Source organism: Pseudomonas sp. NPDC087803 (assembly GCF_044742995.1).
Lineage (GTDB): Bacteria > Pseudomonadota > Gammaproteobacteria > Pseudomonadales > Pseudomonadaceae > Aquipseudomonas.
Genome location: NZ_JBIUVO010000084.1, coordinates 1 through 16857 on the forward strand (window position 1 = coordinate 1; position 16857 = coordinate 16857).

Annotated in this window: 18 protein-coding genes and 1 pseudogene; 3 read left to right on the forward strand and 16 right to left on the reverse strand. The window is 60.1% G+C overall.

What is annotated here, in order from left to right; all coding sequences use genetic code 11:
• The 7 genes from ACIOUG_RS24790 to flhA form a co-directional block, all read right to left on the reverse strand.
• On the reverse strand, window positions 1–2042 hold a 2042-nt coding region (locus tag ACIOUG_RS24790), incomplete at its 3' end, for a chemotaxis protein CheA (RefSeq protein WP_401069483.1).
• A gap of 54 nt (window positions 2043–2096) precedes the next feature.
• Entirely contained in the window at window positions 2097–2885 is a 789-nt protein-coding gene (locus tag ACIOUG_RS24795; protein ID WP_095190695.1) for a protein phosphatase CheZ, read from the reverse strand.
• Window positions 2886–2902: 17 nt separating this feature from the next.
• Window positions 2903–3274 carry a chemotaxis response regulator CheY gene (locus ACIOUG_RS24800; RefSeq protein ID WP_024012118.1) on the reverse strand — a complete coding sequence of 124 codons (372 nt, stop codon included), beginning with the start codon at window positions 3272–3274 and terminating at the stop codon, window positions 2903–2905.
• Between the two features lie 166 nt (window positions 3275–3440).
• The gene (gene fliA, locus ACIOUG_RS24805) at window positions 3441–4181 is read right to left on the reverse strand and encodes an RNA polymerase sigma factor FliA (RefSeq protein ID WP_401069487.1); all 741 of its coding nucleotides are present in this window, start codon (window positions 4179–4181) and stop codon (window positions 3441–3443) included.
• Window positions 4178–5008: a flagellar synthesis regulator FleN gene (fleN, locus tag ACIOUG_RS24810; protein ID WP_003222917.1), complete on the reverse strand. Its 831-nt coding sequence runs from the start codon at window positions 5006–5008 to the stop codon at window positions 4178–4180. The genes fliA and fleN overlap by 4 nt, the downstream gene beginning before the upstream one ends.
• Window positions 5009–5121: 113 nt before the next feature.
• The gene (gene flhF, locus ACIOUG_RS24815; RefSeq protein WP_401069490.1) at window positions 5122–6462 is read right to left on the reverse strand and encodes a flagellar biosynthesis protein FlhF; all 1341 of its coding nucleotides are present in this window, start codon (window positions 6460–6462) and stop codon (window positions 5122–5124) included.
• A gap of 11 nt (window positions 6463–6473) precedes the next feature.
• On the reverse strand, window positions 6474–8603 hold the full coding sequence (flhA, locus tag ACIOUG_RS24820; RefSeq protein WP_003222912.1) for a flagellar biosynthesis protein FlhA: 2130 nt from the start codon (window positions 8601–8603) through the stop codon (window positions 6474–6476).
• A gap of 715 nt (window positions 8604–9318) precedes the next feature.
• Here flhA and ACIOUG_RS24825 point away from each other — a divergent pair.
• Window positions 9319–9678, forward strand: a complete 360-nt coding sequence (locus ACIOUG_RS24825; RefSeq protein WP_401069494.1) for a DUF6124 family protein — start codon at window positions 9319–9321, stop codon at window positions 9676–9678.
• 166 nt (window positions 9679–9844) lie between these two features.
• Here the strand turns inward: ACIOUG_RS24825 and ACIOUG_RS24830 are convergent, their stop codons facing one another.
• Window positions 9845–10087: a hypothetical protein gene (locus ACIOUG_RS24830; RefSeq protein WP_401069497.1), complete on the reverse strand. Its 243-nt coding sequence runs from the start codon at window positions 10085–10087 to the stop codon at window positions 9845–9847.
• A gap of 618 nt (window positions 10088–10705) precedes the next feature.
• Between ACIOUG_RS24830 and ACIOUG_RS24835 the strand changes: the two genes are divergently transcribed.
• Window positions 10706–11065, forward strand: coding sequence for a DUF6124 family protein (locus tag ACIOUG_RS24835; RefSeq protein WP_400762073.1), 360 nt, complete (start codon window positions 10706–10708; stop codon window positions 11063–11065).
• A 403-nt stretch (window positions 11066–11468) separates the two neighbouring features.
• On the opposite strand, the gene ACIOUG_RS24840 is transcribed toward ACIOUG_RS24835, so the two are convergent.
• Window positions 11469–11774 (reverse strand): hypothetical protein, encoded by a 306-nt coding sequence (locus ACIOUG_RS24840; RefSeq protein WP_401069500.1) that lies wholly within the window; start codon window positions 11772–11774, stop codon window positions 11469–11471.
• A gap of 150 nt (window positions 11775–11924) precedes the next feature.
• Between ACIOUG_RS24840 and ACIOUG_RS24845 the strand changes: the two are divergent.
• Window positions 11925–12176, forward strand: a pseudogene (locus ACIOUG_RS24845) (DUF6124 family protein); the annotation flags it as partial.
• A gap of 228 nt (window positions 12177–12404) precedes the next feature.
• On the opposite strand, the gene flhB reads toward ACIOUG_RS24845, so the two are convergent.
• The 7 genes from flhB to ACIOUG_RS24880 all read right to left on the reverse strand — a co-directional run.
• Complete coding sequence (gene flhB, locus ACIOUG_RS24850) at window positions 12405–13544, reverse strand: flagellar biosynthesis protein FlhB (protein ID WP_401069503.1); 1140 nt, start codon at window positions 13542–13544, stop codon at window positions 12405–12407.
• Between the two features lie 3 nt (window positions 13545–13547).
• Window positions 13548–14333, reverse strand: a complete 786-nt coding sequence (gene fliR / locus ACIOUG_RS24855; protein ID WP_401069505.1) for a flagellar biosynthetic protein FliR — start codon at window positions 14331–14333, stop codon at window positions 13548–13550.
• A gap of 3 nt (window positions 14334–14336) precedes the next feature.
• Complete coding sequence (gene fliQ / locus ACIOUG_RS24860) at window positions 14337–14606, reverse strand: flagellar biosynthesis protein FliQ (RefSeq protein ID WP_003222897.1); 270 nt, start codon at window positions 14604–14606, stop codon at window positions 14337–14339.
• Window positions 14603–15361, reverse strand: a complete 759-nt coding sequence (gene fliP / locus ACIOUG_RS24865; protein WP_003222895.1) for a flagellar type III secretion system pore protein FliP — start codon at window positions 15359–15361, stop codon at window positions 14603–14605. Before fliP ends, fliQ begins: the two co-directional genes overlap by 4 nt.
• Entirely contained in the window at window positions 15361–15810 is a 450-nt protein-coding gene (gene fliO, locus ACIOUG_RS24870; RefSeq protein WP_401069509.1) for a flagellar biosynthetic protein FliO, read from the reverse strand. The genes fliP and fliO overlap by 1 nt, the downstream gene beginning before the upstream one ends.
• A complete protein-coding gene (gene fliN, locus ACIOUG_RS24875; protein ID WP_003222891.1) occupies window positions 15811–16269 on the reverse strand; it encodes a flagellar motor switch protein FliN in 459 nt (152 codons plus the stop codon). It abuts the gene before it with no gap.
• A gap of 56 nt (window positions 16270–16325) precedes the next feature.
• The coding region (locus ACIOUG_RS24880) for a FliM/FliN family flagellar motor switch protein (protein ID WP_401069512.1) at window positions 16326–16857 on the reverse strand (532 nt) is incomplete at its 5' end.

Below are 16857 nucleotides of genomic sequence, written 5' to 3' on the forward strand. Positions count from 1 at the left end.
CTGACAAGCCAGCGCTTGAGGTATAACAAAGGCAGCGCCTTGTCCCGCACGATAACCACTTCCTGGCCGTCCACCACGTTGGTGGTCGACAGGTCGAGGTGGAAGATTTCGTTGACGTTGACCAACGGGAACGCAAACGCCTGATTGCCGAGCATCACCATCAGGGTCGGCATGATCGCAAGCGTCAGCGGCACCTTGATGACGATCTTCGAGCCCTGGCCCTTGGTCGAGTAGATGTTGATCGAACCGTTGAGCTGGGAAATCTTGGTCTTCACCACGTCCATGCCAACACCGCGGCCGGACACGTCGGAAATCTCGGTCTTGGTCGAGAAACCCGGGGCGAAGATCAGGTTGTAGCACTCGGTATCGCTCAGGCGATCGGCCGCGTCCTTGTCCATCACACCGCGTTTTACCGCGATCGAACGCAGGACGTTCGGGTCCATGCCCTTGCCGTCGTCAGAGATCGACAACAGGATGTGATCGCCTTCCTGCTCGGCGGCCAGTACCACGCGACCACCGCGGGCCTTGCCCGACGCTTCGCGTTCTTCTGGCGACTCGATGCCGTGGTCGACCGCGTTGCGCACCAAGTGGACCAGCGGGTCGGCCAGGGCCTCGACAAGGTTTTTGTCGAGGTCGGTTTCTTCACCCACCAGTTCCAGGTTGATCTCTTTCTTGAGCTGACGCGCGAGGTCGCGAACCAGACGCGGGAAGCGCCCGAAGACCTTCTTGATCGGCTGCATCCGGGTCTTCATCACCGCGGTCTGCAAGTCAGCCGTGACCACGTCGAGGTTCGACACGGCCTTGGACATGGCTTCGTCGCCGCTGTTGAGACCCAGGCGCACCAGGCGGTTACGCACCAGCACCAGCTCGCCAACCATGTTCATGATTTCGTCGAGACGCGCGGTATCGACCCGCACGGTGGTCTCGGCTTCGCTGGCCGGTTTTTCCGGCGGCGGAGCAGCGGCGGCGCGGGCCGGAGCCGGTGCAGCAGCGGCAGCCGGTTTTGGCGCTTCGGCTTTTGGCTCAGGCTTGGGCGCTGCCTTCGGTGCAGCAGCCGGAGCGACCGCAGCCTTGGCAGCTGGCGTCGCCACGGTCGACGCGGTGCCCGCAGCAGCGGCGCCGACATCGGTGAACTTGCCTTTGCCGTGCAACTCGTCGAGCAGCGATTCGAACTCGTGATCGCTGATCAGATCACTGCCGGCGGCAGCAGCGACCGGAGCGGCTGGCGCAGCCGGTGCCGAGGCAATCGCCGACTCGAGTGCTTCAACGGCAAAGTTGCCCTTGCCATGCAACTGATCGAGCAGTGCTTCGAATTCGTCGTCGGTGATGTCCGAGCTGTCACCGGCAGCCGGTGCCGCCGGAGTGGCCGCTGCCGGTGCCACGGCATCCGCCGCGAACTGGCCTTTGCCGTGCAACTGATCGAGCAACGACTCGAATTCAGCGTCGGTGATTTCATCGCTGGCAGCCGTATCGGCAGTCGGCGCCGGTGCAGCAGCGGCCGGGGCTTCGGCTTCGGCCTTGACGGCGTTCAGCGAATCCAGCAGCTGTTCAAATTCGTTATCGGTGATGTCGCCCGAATCGCTCGAGTCGCCTTCGACGACCAGTTCTTCGATCATCTCGGCCACTGGCGAAACCGGGGCTTCGTCGGCCGCTTGCGGCTCGGCCAGACGCGCCAGCGCGGCCAGCAGTTCCGGAGTGGCCGCCGTGATCGGTGCACGTTCACGGACTTCGCTGAACATGCTGTTCACCGCGTCCAGTGCTTCAAGCACCACGTCCATCAGTTCTGCATCAACGCGACGCTCACCCTTGCGCAGGATGTCGAACACGTTTTCGGCGATGTGACAGCACTCCACCAGCTCGTTGAGCTGAAGGAAGCCGGCGCCCCCTTTTACAGTGTGGAAACCGCGAAAAATTGCGTTGAGCAGGTCTGCGTCATCCGGGCGGCTTTCCAGCTCGACCAGTTGTTCGGACAGTTGCTCAAGAATCTCGCCGGCCTCAACCAGGAAATCCTGAAGGATCTCTTCATCGGCGCCGAAGCTCATTAATGGGGTGCTCCTACAGGTCTAAAAACCCAAAAAACCTAAAATTCCAAAACTCTAGAATCCAAGGCTGGATAACAAATCGTCCACATCGTCCTGACCGGACACAACGTCTTCTCGTTTATCGGCATGAATCTGCGGACCTTCACCCTGCGAGAGATGTTTTTGTGGATCTTTTTCCGCAAGCATCGCGGCACGGTCGTGTTCGATGCCCGCAAAGCGGTCAACCTGACTGGCCATGAGTACGAGTTTGAGCAAATTGCTTTCGACTTCGGTGACCAGTTGGGTCACACGCTTGATCACCTGACCGGTGAGGTCCTGGTAATCCTGAGCCAGCAGGATGTCGTTGAGGTTGCTCGACACCGCACGGTTGTCCGTGCTGCTGCGTGACAGAAAACCGTCGACCCGGCGCGCCAGCTCGCGGAACTCTTCAGCTCCGACTTCACGACGCATGAAGCGCCCCCAGTCGGTGCTCAAGGCCTGGGCTTCATCGGCCAGGCCATTGACCACCGGCGTGGCGCTTTCCACCAGATCCATGGTGCGGTTGGCCGCGGCTTCGGTCAGCTTGACCACATAGCCCAGGCGTTCGGTGGCGTCGGTGATTTGCGACACTTCCTCGGCCTGCGGCATGTGCGGATCGATCTGGAAATTGACGATCGCACTGTGCAGTTCGCGTGTGAGCTTGCCCACTTCCTGATACAGGCCGCGGTCACGGGTCTGATTGAGCTCATGGATCAGTTGCACAGCGTCGCCGAACCTGCCTTTTTCAAGGCTCTCGACCAGTTCGACCGCGTGTTTTTTCAGGGTCGACTCGAAATCGCCCTGTGAAGATTCGTTATGCTCCATAGCTCCCCCGCGCGTCATCAGCCGATGCGTTCGAAAATCTTCTCGATTTTGTCTTTCAACGCCTGAGCCGTGAAAGGTTTGACCACGTAGCCGTTCACACCGGCCTGAGCAGCCTCGATGATTTGCTCGCGCTTGGCTTCAGCGGTCACCATCAGCACGGGCAGATGCTTGAGTTTTTCATCGGCACGCACGTGGCGCAGCAAGTCGATACCGGTCATGCCCGGCATGTTCCAGTCCGTTACCAGAAAGTCGATGCTGCCGCTGTTGAGTACCGGAATGGCGGTAGTGCCATCGTCGGCCTCGACGGTGTTGGTGAACCCGAGATCGCGCAGCAGGTTCTTGATGATCCGCCGCATCGTTGAGAAGTCATCAACGATGAGGATTTTCATGTCTTTGTTCAATTCGACCTCCAAGCAGTCTTAAACGCGCCCAGCACCTGGACGCGCCACTTCAATCAATCGGCGCAGCACTCGAAGACTGTCTGGAGCACAACAGAGCAAGACCGGTGCCGTTCATCACCGCACCAGCCTCGTTCGCAGTGTCCCCACACTGCCTTCAGCGCGCTCGCCACTCCCCCAAACGCCCCCGCAAACGGGCCGCGCACTGGCTGAGTAACTGGCTGACCCGCGATTCACTGACGCCAAGGACTTCACCGATCTCCTTGAGGTTCAGCTCTTCGTCGTAGTACAGCGCCAACACCAGTCGCTCACGCTCCGGCAAATTGGCAATCGCGTCCGCCAGCGCCGCCTGGAAGCGTTCATCTTCCAGATCGCGTGACGGCTCAAGATGAGCACTCGCGCCATCCTCGTGCAGCCCTTCGTGTTCGCCGTCCTGCAACAGGTCGTCGAAACTGAACAAGCGGCTGCCCAGGGTGTCATTCAAAATCCCGTAGTAATCGTCGAGACTCAATTGGAGTTCGGCCGCAACCTCGTGATCTTTAGCATCACGGCCGGTTTTAGCTTCAATTGAACGAATTGCGTCACTGACCATACGGGTGTTGCGGTGAACCGAGCGTGGCGCCCAGTCCCCCTTGCGCACTTCATCGAGCATCGCGCCGCGGATCCGGATGCCCGCGTACGTTTCGAAACTGGCGCCTTTGCTGGCGTCGTATTTGGTCGAGACTTCGAGCAGGCCGATCATCCCGGCCTGAATCAGGTCTTCCACCTGCACACTCGCCGGCAAGCGCGCCAGCAGGTGATAGGCAATGCGCTTGACCAGTGGCGCGTAACGCTCGATCAACTCGTACTGCGCGTCACGTGCTGACTTCTTGTAGTAGTTCATACCGCTGGCGGTCATAGCACAGGCCCTGCCGTTTGCTGCACGAGGCGCTCGACGAAAAACTCCAGGTGACCGCGCGGGTTGGCAGGCAGCGGCCAGGTATCGACCTTCTGCGCGATCGCCTTGAACGCCAGCGCGCACTTGGAACGCGGAAAGGCTTCATAGACCGCTCGCTGCTTCTGCACTGCCTTGCGCACGCTTTCGTCGTACGGCACCGCGCCGACGTATTGTAAGGCGACGTCGAGGAAGCGATCCGTGACCTTGGTCAACTTGGCGAACAGGTTGCGGCCTTCCTGCGGGCTCTGCGCCATGTTGGCGAGGACGCGGAAGCGGTTCATGCCGTAGTCGCGGTTGAGCAGTTTGATCAGCGCGTAGGCGTCGGTGATCGAGGTCGGCTCGTCGCAGACCACCAGCAACACTTCCTGCGCGGCGCGGACAAAACTGACTACCGAGTCACCAATACCCGCAGCGGTGTCGATCACCAGCACATCGAGGTTGTCGCCGATGTCGCTGAAGGCCTGAATCAGACCGGCGTGTTGTGCCGGGCTCAGGTGCACCATGCTCTGGGTGCCGGAAGCGGCCGGCACGATGCGGATCCCGCCGGGGCCCTGCAACAGCACGTCGCGCAGCTCACAGCGGCCTTCGATGACATCGGCCAAAGTGCGTTTGGGGGTCAGTCCCAGCAGAACGTCGACGTTCGCCAGCCCCAGATCGGCGTCCAGCAGCATGACCCGACGGCCAAGCTCTGCCAGCGCCAGAGACAAGTTCACTGACACGTTAGTCTTGCCGACGCCACCTTTGCCGCCGGTCACCGCGATCACCTGTACGGGATGCATGCTGCCCATGTTATTTCTTTACCTTGTCTTGCATAGACGGAGGCCACATTACTGGCTGCGCGTTCTCAACCGGAACAATGCATGGCAGACCATCGATGTAGGTACAAAAACTGTTCATTACCTCAGCCAACCTGCTTGGTCGGGCTGTGGTAGATATCAGCGAACATGTCAGCCATGGCTTCTTCGCTGGGTTCTTCCTGCATTTGCACGCTGACGGCGCGGCTGACCAATTGATGACGGCGCGGCAGATGCAGATCATCCGGAATCCGTGGGCCGTCGGTCAGGTACGCGACCGGCAATTCATGACTGATCGCCAGGCTCAACACTTCGCCGAGGCTGGCCGTCTCATCCAGTTTAGTCAGGATGCAGCCGGCAAGCCCGCAACGCTTGTAACTGTGATAAGCGGCGGTTAGAACCTGTTTCTGGCTGGTGGTTGCCAGGACCAGATAATTTTTTGAACGGATGCCACGCCCGGCCAGACTTTCCAGCTGCATGCGCAGTGCCGGGTCGCTGGCCTGCAAGCCAGCGGTGTCAATCAGCACCACGCGTTTGCGCAGCAATGGATCCAGCGCCTGTACCAGCGACTGGCCCGGATCGACGTGCGTAACCGGCACATTGAGAATCCGCCCCAGGGTCTTGAGTTGTTCCTGCGCGCCGATGCGGAAACTGTCCATGCTGACCAGCGCCGCGTTCTGCGCGCCGTACTTAAGCACGTAGCGCGCAGCGAGTTTGGCCAGGGTGGTGGTCTTGCCCATGCCGGCCGGGCCGACCATGGCAATCACCCCGCCCTCTTCCAGCGGCTCGACTTCCGGTACCGCGATCATCCGCGCGAGGTGCGCGAGCAGCATGCGCCAGGCCTGACGCGGTTCTTCGATGTCGGTGATCATCGCCAGCAGATCGCGCGACAACGGTCCGGACAGACCGATGCGTTGCAGACGGCGATACAGATTGGCTTGGGCCGGACGGCTGCCTTGCAGCTGATTCCAGGCCAGGGTGCCGAGCTGCACTTCCATCAGCTCACGCAGACTGTTCAATTCGAAGCGCATCGAATCCAGCGCACGCGGATCGACGCCGGCGGACGCCTGCGCAGGTGCCGGAGCCGGACGCGCCGGGGCGGCATAGGTCGGTTCGCTCAACGGTTCGGCAGCGGTCAGCGGCAGGCCGGCCGTCAACGGCAGCCCGGCGAACAACTGGCGATTGGTGTTGCCATCGGCTTCGCCCCGCAGGCTCAGCTCGGCCTGGGCGGTGACGATGCGCGACTGAGTCTTGCGCAGCTCGTCCTCGAGTTCCATGTTCGGAACCCGTGGCGCCAGCGCCGACAATTTGTAATCCAGTGCCGCCGTCAGCTCGACACCGCCGGCAATGCGGCGGTTGCCAATGATCGCGGCATCAGCGCCCAGCTCATCACGAACCAGCTTCATGGCCTGACGCATATCGGCGGCAAAGAAACGCTTAACTTGCATAAACCACTACCTCAGCCGTTGGGCCCTACTGTCGCAACGATGGTCACTTGCTTGTTGTCCGGTATTTCCTGGTAGGCCAGCACATGCAGTCCCGGGACGGCGAGGCGGCCAAAGCGCGAGAGCATCGCGCGGATCGGGCCTGCTACCAACAGGATCACCGGTTGACCTTGCATTTCCTGACGCTGCGCCGCTTCGATGAGCGAACGCTGCAGCTTCTCGGCCATGCTTGGCTCCAGCAGAACGCCCTCTTCCGAGCCTTGTCCTGCCTTCTGCAGACTATTGAGCAATATTTGTTCCAACCTTGGTTCCAAGGTGATCACAGGCAGCTCGGAGTCAGTGCCTACAATGCTTTGGACGATGGCGCGAGATACCCCGACGCGTACTGCGGCCACCAAAGCGGCGGTATCTTGACTCTTCGCGGCGTTGTTGGCGATGGCTTCGGCGATGCTGCGAATGTCGCGCACCGGCACGTGTTCGGCCAGCAGCGCCTGCAGCACTTTGAGCAACTGCGACAGCGACACCACACCCGGCACCAACTCTTCAGCCAGTTTCGGCGAGCTTTTGGCCAGCAATTGCATGAGTTGCTGCACTTCTTCGTGGCCGATCAGCTCGCTGGAGTGCTTGTACAGAATCTGGTTCAAGTGCGTGGCGACCACGGTACTGGCGTCGACCACGGTGTAACCGAGCGATTGCGCCTGCGCGCGCTGGCTGACTTCGATCCATACCGCCTCCAGGCCGAAAGCCGGATCTTTGGCGGTAATGCCGTTGAGCGTGCCGTAGACCTGCCCCGGGTTGATCGCCAGTTCGCGATCCGGGTAGATCTCGGCTTCGGCCAGGATCACCCCCATCAGCGTCAGGCGGTAGGCGCTCGGCGCCAGATCGAGGTTGTCGCGAATGTGCACGGTCGGCATCAGGAAGCCCAGATCCTGCGAGAGCTTCTTGCGCACGCCCTTGATCCGCGCCAGCAATTGACCGCCCTGATTGCGATCCACCAGCGGGATCAGGCGATAGCCGACTTCCAGGCCGATCATGTCGATCGGCGTCACGTCATCCCAGCCCAGCTCCTTGGTTTCCATGGCGCGGGCCGGCGACGGCAGCAGTTCCTGCTGACGCTGAACCTCTTGCAGCGCCTGCACCTTGGCGACGTTCTGCTTTTTCCAGAACAGGTAGGCGCCACCGGCAGCCAGCGCGGCCATGCTCAGGAACGAGAAGTGCGGCATGCCCGGCACCAGGCCCATGACCGCCATCAGACCAGCAGCCACCGCCAAGGCTTTGGGCGAGGCGAACATCTGCCGGTTGATCTGTTTGCCCATGTCTTCCGAGCCGGAAGCACGGGTCACCATGATCGCTGCTGCTGTCGATAACAACAGTGATGGCAATTGCGCCACCAAACCGTCACCGATGGTCAGCAAGGCGTAAACCTTGCCCGCGTCGGCGAAGGTCATGTTGTGCTGGAAGATACCGACAGCCATACCGCCGATGAGGTTGATGAACAGAATCAGCAGGCCGGCGATGGCGTCACCCCGGACGAACTTGCTGGCACCGTCCATCGAACCGTAAAACTCGGCCTCTTGCGCGACTTCCTGACGGCGCAGCTTGGCCTGGTTCTGGTCGATCAGACCGGCGTTGAGGTCGGCGTCGATCGCCATTTGTTTGCCGGGCATTGCATCGAGGGTGAAGCGCGCGCTCACCTCGGAAATCCGCCCGGCACCTTTGGTCACCACGACGAAGTTGATGATCATCAGGATCGCAAAGACCACGATACCGACCACGTAGTTACCGCCGATCACCACTTCACCGAAGGCCTGGATCACCTTACCGGCAGCGGCGTGGCCGTCCTGACCGTGGAGCATCACCACCCGCGTCGAGGCCACGTTCAACGCCAGCCGCAGCAGCGTCGCCACCAGCAGAATGGTCGGGAACACCGCGAAATCCAGTGGCCGCAGCGCGTACACGCAGACCAGCAGAACGACAATCGACAGCGCGATGTTGAAGGTGAAGAACACGTCCAGCAGGAACGGCGGCACCGGCAGCATCATCATGGCCAGCATGACCAGCAGCAACAACGGCACGCCCAGATTGCCTCGACTGAGGTCGGCAATGTTCGAGCGTGCGCTGTTGATTAACTGAGAGCGATCCACCGGTTTTCCCCGTTCCTTTAAAGCAAACTTTTGACGCCCAAAGCAGGCGCACGGCGGCTACTGCAAGAAGCCTTCCAACTTTTGCGCAGACCAAAAAGATCGCAGCCTGCGGCAGCTCCTGCACCGATCTCTGTAGGAGCTGCCGCAGGCTGCGATCTTTTGATTGTCCAGCCAAGTGACGGCTTATTGGGGAAACTGTGGCGCCTGCACTGACGCTTTCGCGAGCAAGCCCGCTCCCACATTTGATCCTCGGGTGAATACAGATTTGGCATATCACCCAGCCCCCCCTGTGGGAGCGGGCTTGCCCGCGAAGAGGCCAGCAGCCACACCGCAGAATCAGGAGCCACTGCGCCTTTTAAACGCCGATGTTTAAAAGACACTTAAAGACACGCCTCCAAGGCTACACATCCTTGCGCCATTGCCTACAGCTACGCCAGAATCCGCCGGCTTGTGCGCCTTGGGGTCGGGTTCTATTGTGGGTCGGTCGCTGACGAATCAGCGATCGGGTTTAGCGATCCGACACCTTACAGACGCACCAATGCCCAATCTCAATTGCAGTTTTTCGACCTGCACTTGATTTCATGGTGGCTGTGCGTGGGAGACCTTCGGGTCTACCCGGGGTTTCTGTGACCCGGATCGCTAACCTGCGTACAGCCGCCACCTTTACTTGTTTAGCGATGAGCCGTGGCGGCTAAATCAACCACGGAGCTTCACCATGATCAAACCAACACCCAACCCACCCGAAACCGACGCCACCTCCCCCTACGAATCCCTCGATTCAAAAAAACTCCACGAAGCGGCCGACCGCGCCCTCGACCACTACCTCTGCGCGCCCGGCGCCACGCCCATTCAACGTAAAACCCGCTCGATGTATGCCGTGACCGCAGACTACAAAAACGAGGAACTGCTGGCCGATGCCTGCGAAACACTCGCCTCAGCCAGAACCATCGCCAATGACTTCGCCCACCTGATACCCGCATCACAGCGCAGGACGCTGCTGGGGATCGCGCAATTGATCATGCTTGGGGAACTGGCAGTGAATCGGGCGCTGGATAATCTGGAACTGCCGCAGTAGAACACTTCACTGCTCCCCTCTGTAGGAGCTGCCGAAGGCTTGGGCCGCGATCGGACGATCTTTGGCTTTTCAAAAGCAGGATCAAAAGATCGCAGCCTGCGGCAGCTCCTACAGAGATCGGTGTAGGAGCTGCCGCAGGCTGCGATCTTTTGGTTTCGGGGGGAAACTAATACTTCAGGTTCGTGGCTTCGCCACCAGCCGTTGATGGCTTGTCGAACTCCACCGCTTTATCCTTTTTGATCTTCACACGTCCGGCTTCAGCCAGTGGAATGCTGAACGGGTAATCTTCGGCGAACAGCACGCCCGCCGCGGCCGCGCCAAAAGAAAAACCTGGCGATGCAGACTCTGGATCTGGCGTGATGGTGCCTTTACCGGTTTTCGGGTCATAGCTGCTGAATGTGCCTTTCATTGCCTTGCTCCCTTGCTCCCTTGCAGTCGCGCGAATTACGCGGCATCACCCCGCAATCAAACGGCAAAAGGAAGGTAAGCACACCTGTCAGAGTTGACAGGTCACGCCTGCTTTCAGACCAAAGGCATCAGGCTGAGGGCGTAACGGGAAATTTCGCGCCTGGACTGACGCCTTCGCGAGCAGGCTCGCTCCCACAGTGGAAATGCATTCCAAATCCGCGAGTGGAATACATTCCAAATGTGGGAGCGAGCCTGCTCGCGAAGGGGTCAGTGCAGTCAGCGCAAATTGTTCTTTAAACTCTGGTGTTTAAAAGACACTTAAAGACACGCCTCCAAGGCTACACATCCTTGCGCCATTGCCTACAGCTACGCCAGAATCCGCCGGCTTGTGCGCCTTGGGGGCGGGTTCTATTGTGGGTCGGTCGCTGATTGTTCAGTGATCGGGTTTAGCAGCCTGGGTTTTCTCTAGACGCACAAAGTCCGTAGTCGTTATGGCGGCTTTGCGTGGGGCACTTCGGTGCGCCGGGTTCTAGAGTCCTGGTCTGCTAACCCGCGTACAGCCGCCACCTCCTTCGTTAGCAGCGAACGGTGTCAGCTTCACTACTCTAGAGGCTTCACCATGATCAAACCAACACCCAACCCACCCGAAACCGACGCCACCTCCCCCTACGAATCCCTCGATTCAAAAAAACTCCACGAAGCGGCCGACCGCGCCCTCGACCACTACCTCTGCTCGCCCGGCGCCACGCCCATTCAACGTAAAACCCGCTCGATGTATGCCGTGACCGCAGACTTCAAAAACGAGGAACTGCTGGCCGATGCCTGCGAAACACTCGCCTCAGCCAGAACCATCGCCAATGACTTCGCCCACCTCATACCGGCTTCGCAGCGCCGGACGCTGCTGGGGATTGCGCAACTGATCATGCTTGGGGAACTGGCAGTGAATCGCGCGCTGGATAATCTGGAGTTGCCGGGCTGAGAAGTCAGACGAGAAACTGTGGCGAGGGAGCTCGCTCCCGCTCGGCTGCGCAGCAGCCGTAAACCCTGAACTCGCGGTATTCCTGAAAGATCGCGGTGACAGGTTTTAGGGCCGCTGCGCAGCCCAGCGGGAGCAAGCTCCCTCGCCACAGTGACTGCGGCAGGAGCCGAAGTTTCATTGGTCAGGTGGGGGAACTGGCGGTGAATCGAGCGCTGGATAATCTGGAATTGCCGGGCCAAGAAGGCAGGCAAAAACCTGTGGCAGGAGGCCGTAATAACATTGGGTCAGCATAAAAAACTGCCGCCCCGTTCAATCGAGACGGCGTTTTTCCATCACAGTAGCGGCAGAACTCGCGGCGCAGATCTGATGGAATCGGCAAAATTGCTCAAAAACACCAGACTACTCAAAAACTGATACTTTTCACGTCCGTTGACCCCTTTTCCACAAGCTCAAACTCAACCTCCGCGTTCGGTGTGATTTTAAACCTGCTCCTATGCCCCTCAGGAACGATGAGGTAGTAAAACTTTTTCTCACTTATCGTTTTAGACCTGGTGGATAAATCAACTCGTTGGGGGTTCTTTACGCCGAAAATGATCTCTTTACGCGCCTGGGAACGGATGGCCTCGTTGATAGAGGATTCGACTTGAGTGTCCGCCTCAATCTTCACCTCACCCGTGCTCTCGTCATAGCTTATGAATTTACCTTTCATTGCCTTTCTCCTTGTTGTCACAGAAATGCGCGCACCGACTGTGCGGCGCCACCCAGCAAGCAAACCGCAAATGCACTTATTCCACACCTGTAAAACATGACAGGTACGACCTGCTTCCAGACGAAAGGCAGATATTGCAGTTGCGCCGTTCTCTGCCCGCTCGGCGCCACTCCGATTCAACGTAAAACCCGCTCGATGTATGCCGTGACCGCAGACTTCAAAAACGAGGAACTGCTGGCCGATGCCTGCGAAACACTCGCCTCAGCCAGAACCATCGCCAATGACTTCGCCCACCTGATGCCCGCGTCGCAGCGCAGGACGCTGCTGGGCATTGCGCAATTGATCATGCTTGGGGAACTGGCGGTGAATCGGGCGCTGGATAACCTGCAATTGCCGCAGTAACAGGGATCGGTGACAAGCTTTGAATGAGGCGTTGCGGCTGCTAACGTCTTCGCGAGCAAGCCTGCTCCCACAGGAATTGGGGTCGATCACAAACCTGTGCCTACACGCCGAACCTGTGGGAGCGGGCTTGCTCGCGAAAGCGGCCTCACAGCCGACAGATGTCTTCAGGCATAAAAAACCGCCGTCCCGTTCAATCAGGATGGCGGTTTTTATTGCGTCACTGTCAGGTCAGGAATCGCGGCGCAGATCCGGTGGGATCGGCAGATCGTCCTTGAGTGGATCCGGGCGTTTGCCCTTGCCGGCGCGGTACTGGCGGATCTGATAGACGTAGGCCAATACCTGAGCGACCGCCAGATAGAGGCCGCCGGGGATTTCCTGGTCGAGTTCGGTGGAGTAGTAGATCGAGCGCGCCAGCCCCGGCGATTCGAGGAGCATGACGTTGTTGGCCACGGCGATTTCGCGGATCTTCAGCGCCAGGAAGTCGCTGCCCTTGGCCAGCAACACCGGCGCCCCGCCCTTCTCCGAGTCGTACTTGAGCGCGACGGCGTAGTGGGTCGGGTTGGTGATGACCACGTCGGCATCGGGAATCGCCGCCATCATCCGCCGCTGCGACATCTCGCGCTGGGTCTGACGGATGCGCTGTTTGACCTCTGGCCGGCCTTCCTGATCCTTGTGCTCGTCGCGCACTTCCTGCTTGGTCATCAGCAGTTTCTTGTGGCTTTCCCACAACTGCACCGGCACGTCGACCGCAGCGATGATGATCAAACCGCAGGCCAACCACAGCGAGCTCCAGCCCACCAGCGTCACGCTGTGAATGATCGCCTGCTCCAGCGGCTCATGGGCGATGCGCAGGAAGTCGTCAATGTCGGCCGACAACACCATCAGCGCCACGAACAGGGTGATGAGGAACTTGGCCAACGCCTTGACCAACTCGATCACGGCCTTCATCGAGAACATGCGCTTGAGGCCTGCACCGGGGTTCATCCGGCTGAATTTCGGCGCCATGGAGCCAGCGGCGAACAGCCAGCCGCCAAGGGAAATCGGCCCGATCAGTGCGGCCAGCAACAGGGTGATCATGATCGGCTGAATCGCCACCAGCGCGATCTTGCCCGAGATCAGCAGGAACGTGCCCATGGACTTCTGATCCATGATCACTTCCCGCGACAGCGAGAAATTCAGGCGCATCAGGTCCATCAATTCCTGCGCCAGCATGCCGCCGAACACCAACAGACCACCGGCACCGGCGAGCATCACCGCGAGGGTGTTGAGCTCTTTGGAACGGGCAATCTCACCCTTCTCACGGGAGTCCTTTTTGCGTTTCTCCGTGGGGTCTTCTGTTTTGTCCTGACCGCTTTCGCTCTCAGCCATGCCTCAGCGCGCCCGTGCCAGTTCGCGTAACAACTGCAGAGCCTCGGAGGCCAGCGGTTGATACTGATTGAGGATGTCCGCCAGACCCACCCAGACAATGAACAGGCCCAGCACCAGGGTCAGCGGAAAACCGATGGAGAAGATGTTCAGTTGCGGCGCGGCGCGGGTCATCACGCCGAACGCAATGTTGACCACCAGCAGCGCAGTCACCGCCGGCAGCACCAGCAACAACGCCGCCCCCAGCACCCAGCCGAGTTTGCCGGCCAGTTCCCAGTATTGCGCGGTCATCAACCCGCCGCCGACCGGCAGCGTGGTGAAGCTTTCGGTGAGCACTTCGAAGACCACCAGATGGCCGTTCATCGACAGGAACAGCAGGGTCACCAGCATGGTGAAGAACTGCCCGATCACCGCCACCGAGACGCCGTTGGCCGGGTCGACCATCGAGGCGAAGCCCATGCCCATCTGGATCGCGACAATCTGCCCGGCGACGGCAAACGCCTGGAAAAACAGTTGCAGGGAAAACCCGAGCACCGCACCGACCAGAATCTGCTCGGCGATCAGCAACCAGCCGCTCAGAGCAAGCGGACTGACGTCCGGCATCGGCGGCAGCCCCGGGGCGATGCACACGGTGATGGCCACGGCGAAATACAGGCGCACACGACGCGACACCAAAGTGGTACCGAACACCGGCATGACCATCAGCATCGAGGCGACGCGAAACAGCGGCAACATGAACGATGCCACCCAGGTACTGATCTGGGTGTCGGTCAGCTGAAGCAGCGATTGCATGGCTCAGCCGATGACCATCGGAATGTTCTTGTAGAGCTGGATGATGTACTCCATGAACGTCTGCACCAGCCACGGACCGGCAACGATCAGGGTCACCAGCATGACCAGCAGACGCGGCAGGAAGCTCAGAGTCTGTTCGTTGATCTGGGTGGCGGCCTGGAACATCGCCACCAGCAGGCCGACCAGCAGGCTCGGCACGACGAGGATTGCGACCATCATCGTGGTCAGCCACAGCGCTTCACGAAAGATATCGACCGCCACTTCCGGCGTCATGGCGAAACACCTCCGAAGCTACTGGCCAGGGTGCCGATAATCAGCGCCCAGCCATCCACCAGTACGAACAGCATGATCTTGAACGGCAGGGAAATGATCAGCGGCGAGAGCATCATCATACCCATCGCCATCAGCACACTGGCCACGACCAGGTCGATGATCAGGAACGGGATGAAGATCATGAAGCCGATCTGGAACGCGGTTTTCAGTTCAGAGGTGACGAACGCCGGCACCAGAATGGTCAGCGGTGCCTGATCCGGGGTGGCGATGTCGGTGCGCTTGGACAAGCGCATGAACAGCTCCAGATCGCTGGTGCGGGTCTGGGCGAGCATGAAGTCCTTGATCGGTACCTGGGCCTTTTCCACCGCTTGCTGCGCGGTGAGTTTTTCCGCCAGGTACGGCTGCAGCGCATCGTTGTTCACCCGATCAAACACCGGGGCCATGATGAACATGGTCAGGAACAGCGCCATGCCGGTAAGGATCTGGTTCGACGGCGTCTGTTGCAGGCCGAGGGCCTGACGCAGGATCGAGAAGACGATGATGATCCGGGTGAAACTGGTCATCAGGATCACGGCCGCCGGAATGAAGCTCAGGGCGGTCATGATCAGCAGGATCTGCAGGCTGACCGAATACTCCTGCGCGCCGTCGGCGTTGGTGCCCAGCGTGATCGCCGGAATCGACAACGGGTCGGCGGCGAATGCCAGTGGCGCGGCCAGCATCAGGGCCAGCGTCAAGACGATGCGTAGCGCACCCATTACTTCTTATCCTTCTGATCCTTGCCGAGAATCTTCAGCAGATGCTGGGCAAATTCCGGGGTCGCTTTTTCGCTGCTGCTCGGCACCTGCACCGGCTCCTTGAGCACGTGCAGCGCGGTGATGGTGCCAGGGCTGAGGCCCAACAGAATCTGTTCGTTGCCAACCTGCACCAGCATCAAGCGGTCGCGCGGACCGAGTGCGCGGGAGCCGATCAGCTCGATCACCTGGCCCTTGCCTGCCGGCCCGGACTGCTGCACCCGGCGCAGCAGCCAGGCGAGGAAGAAGATCAACCCCAGCACCAGCAACAGACCGAACACCAGTTGCGTCAGTTGCCCGGCCACACCGCTGCCGATCGCCGGCGCGGCACCCGCAGCGGCGGACGTGGCGGCCGGTTCAGCGGCCAGCACACTCATCGGCAGCGCCAGCAGCGCCCACAGGAACCGTTTCACTCAGCGCAGCTTCTTGATGCGTTCGCTTGGGCTGATCACGTCGGTCAGGCGGATGCCGAACTTCTCGTTGACCACCACCACTTCGCCGTGCGCGATCAGCGTGCCGTTGACCAGCACGTCCAGCGGCTCACCGGCCAGACGATCCAACTCAATCACCGAACCCTGATTCAGTTGCAGCAGGTTGCGAATGTTGATGTCGGTGCTGCCCACTTCCATCGAGATCGACACCGGGATGTCGAGGATCACGTCCAGGTTCGGACCGTCCAGCGTCACCGGATCGTTGTTTTTCGGCACGCTGCCGAACTCTTCCATCGGCAGACGGTTGGAGCTTGCAGCGCCAGCGTCGGCCGCGAGCAGCGCGTCGATGTCAGCCTGGCTGCCATCACCGGTCTCTTCCAGAGCCGCAGCCCATTCGTCGGCCAGTGCCTGATCGTCCTGGGCGTTCATTTCGTCGTTCATCATTTGTCCTCGGCGGGCAACAATTCAGTTAAATGCGTGGGGGTGAGAGCGGCGCTTCAGCGACGCTCGATCGGCTCGATCACCTGCAACGCGAGGTTGCCTTTGTGCGAGCCCATCTTGACCTTGAAGGCCGGTACGCCGTTGGCGCGCATGATCATGTCTTCCGGCATCTCGACCGGGATCACGTCCCCCGGCTGCATGTGCAGGATGTCGCGCAGCTTCAACTGGCGGCGGGCCACAGTGGCGCCGATCGGTACATCGACATCGAGCACGTCCTGACGCAGGGCATTGACCCAGCGCTCGTCCTGATCGTCGAGGTCCGACTGGAAACCGGCGTCGAGCATTTCGCGCACCGGCTCGATCATCGAGTACGGCATGGTCACGTGCAGGTCGCCGCCACCGCCATCGAGTTCAATGTGGAAGGTGGAGACCACGATCGCTTCGCTCGGGCCGACGATGTTGGCCATGGCCGGGTTCACTTCCGAGTTGATGTACTCGAAATTGACTTCCATGATCGCCTGCCAGGCTTCCTTCAGATCGACGAAGGCCTGCTCCAGCACCATGCGCACCACCCGCAGTTCGGTCGGG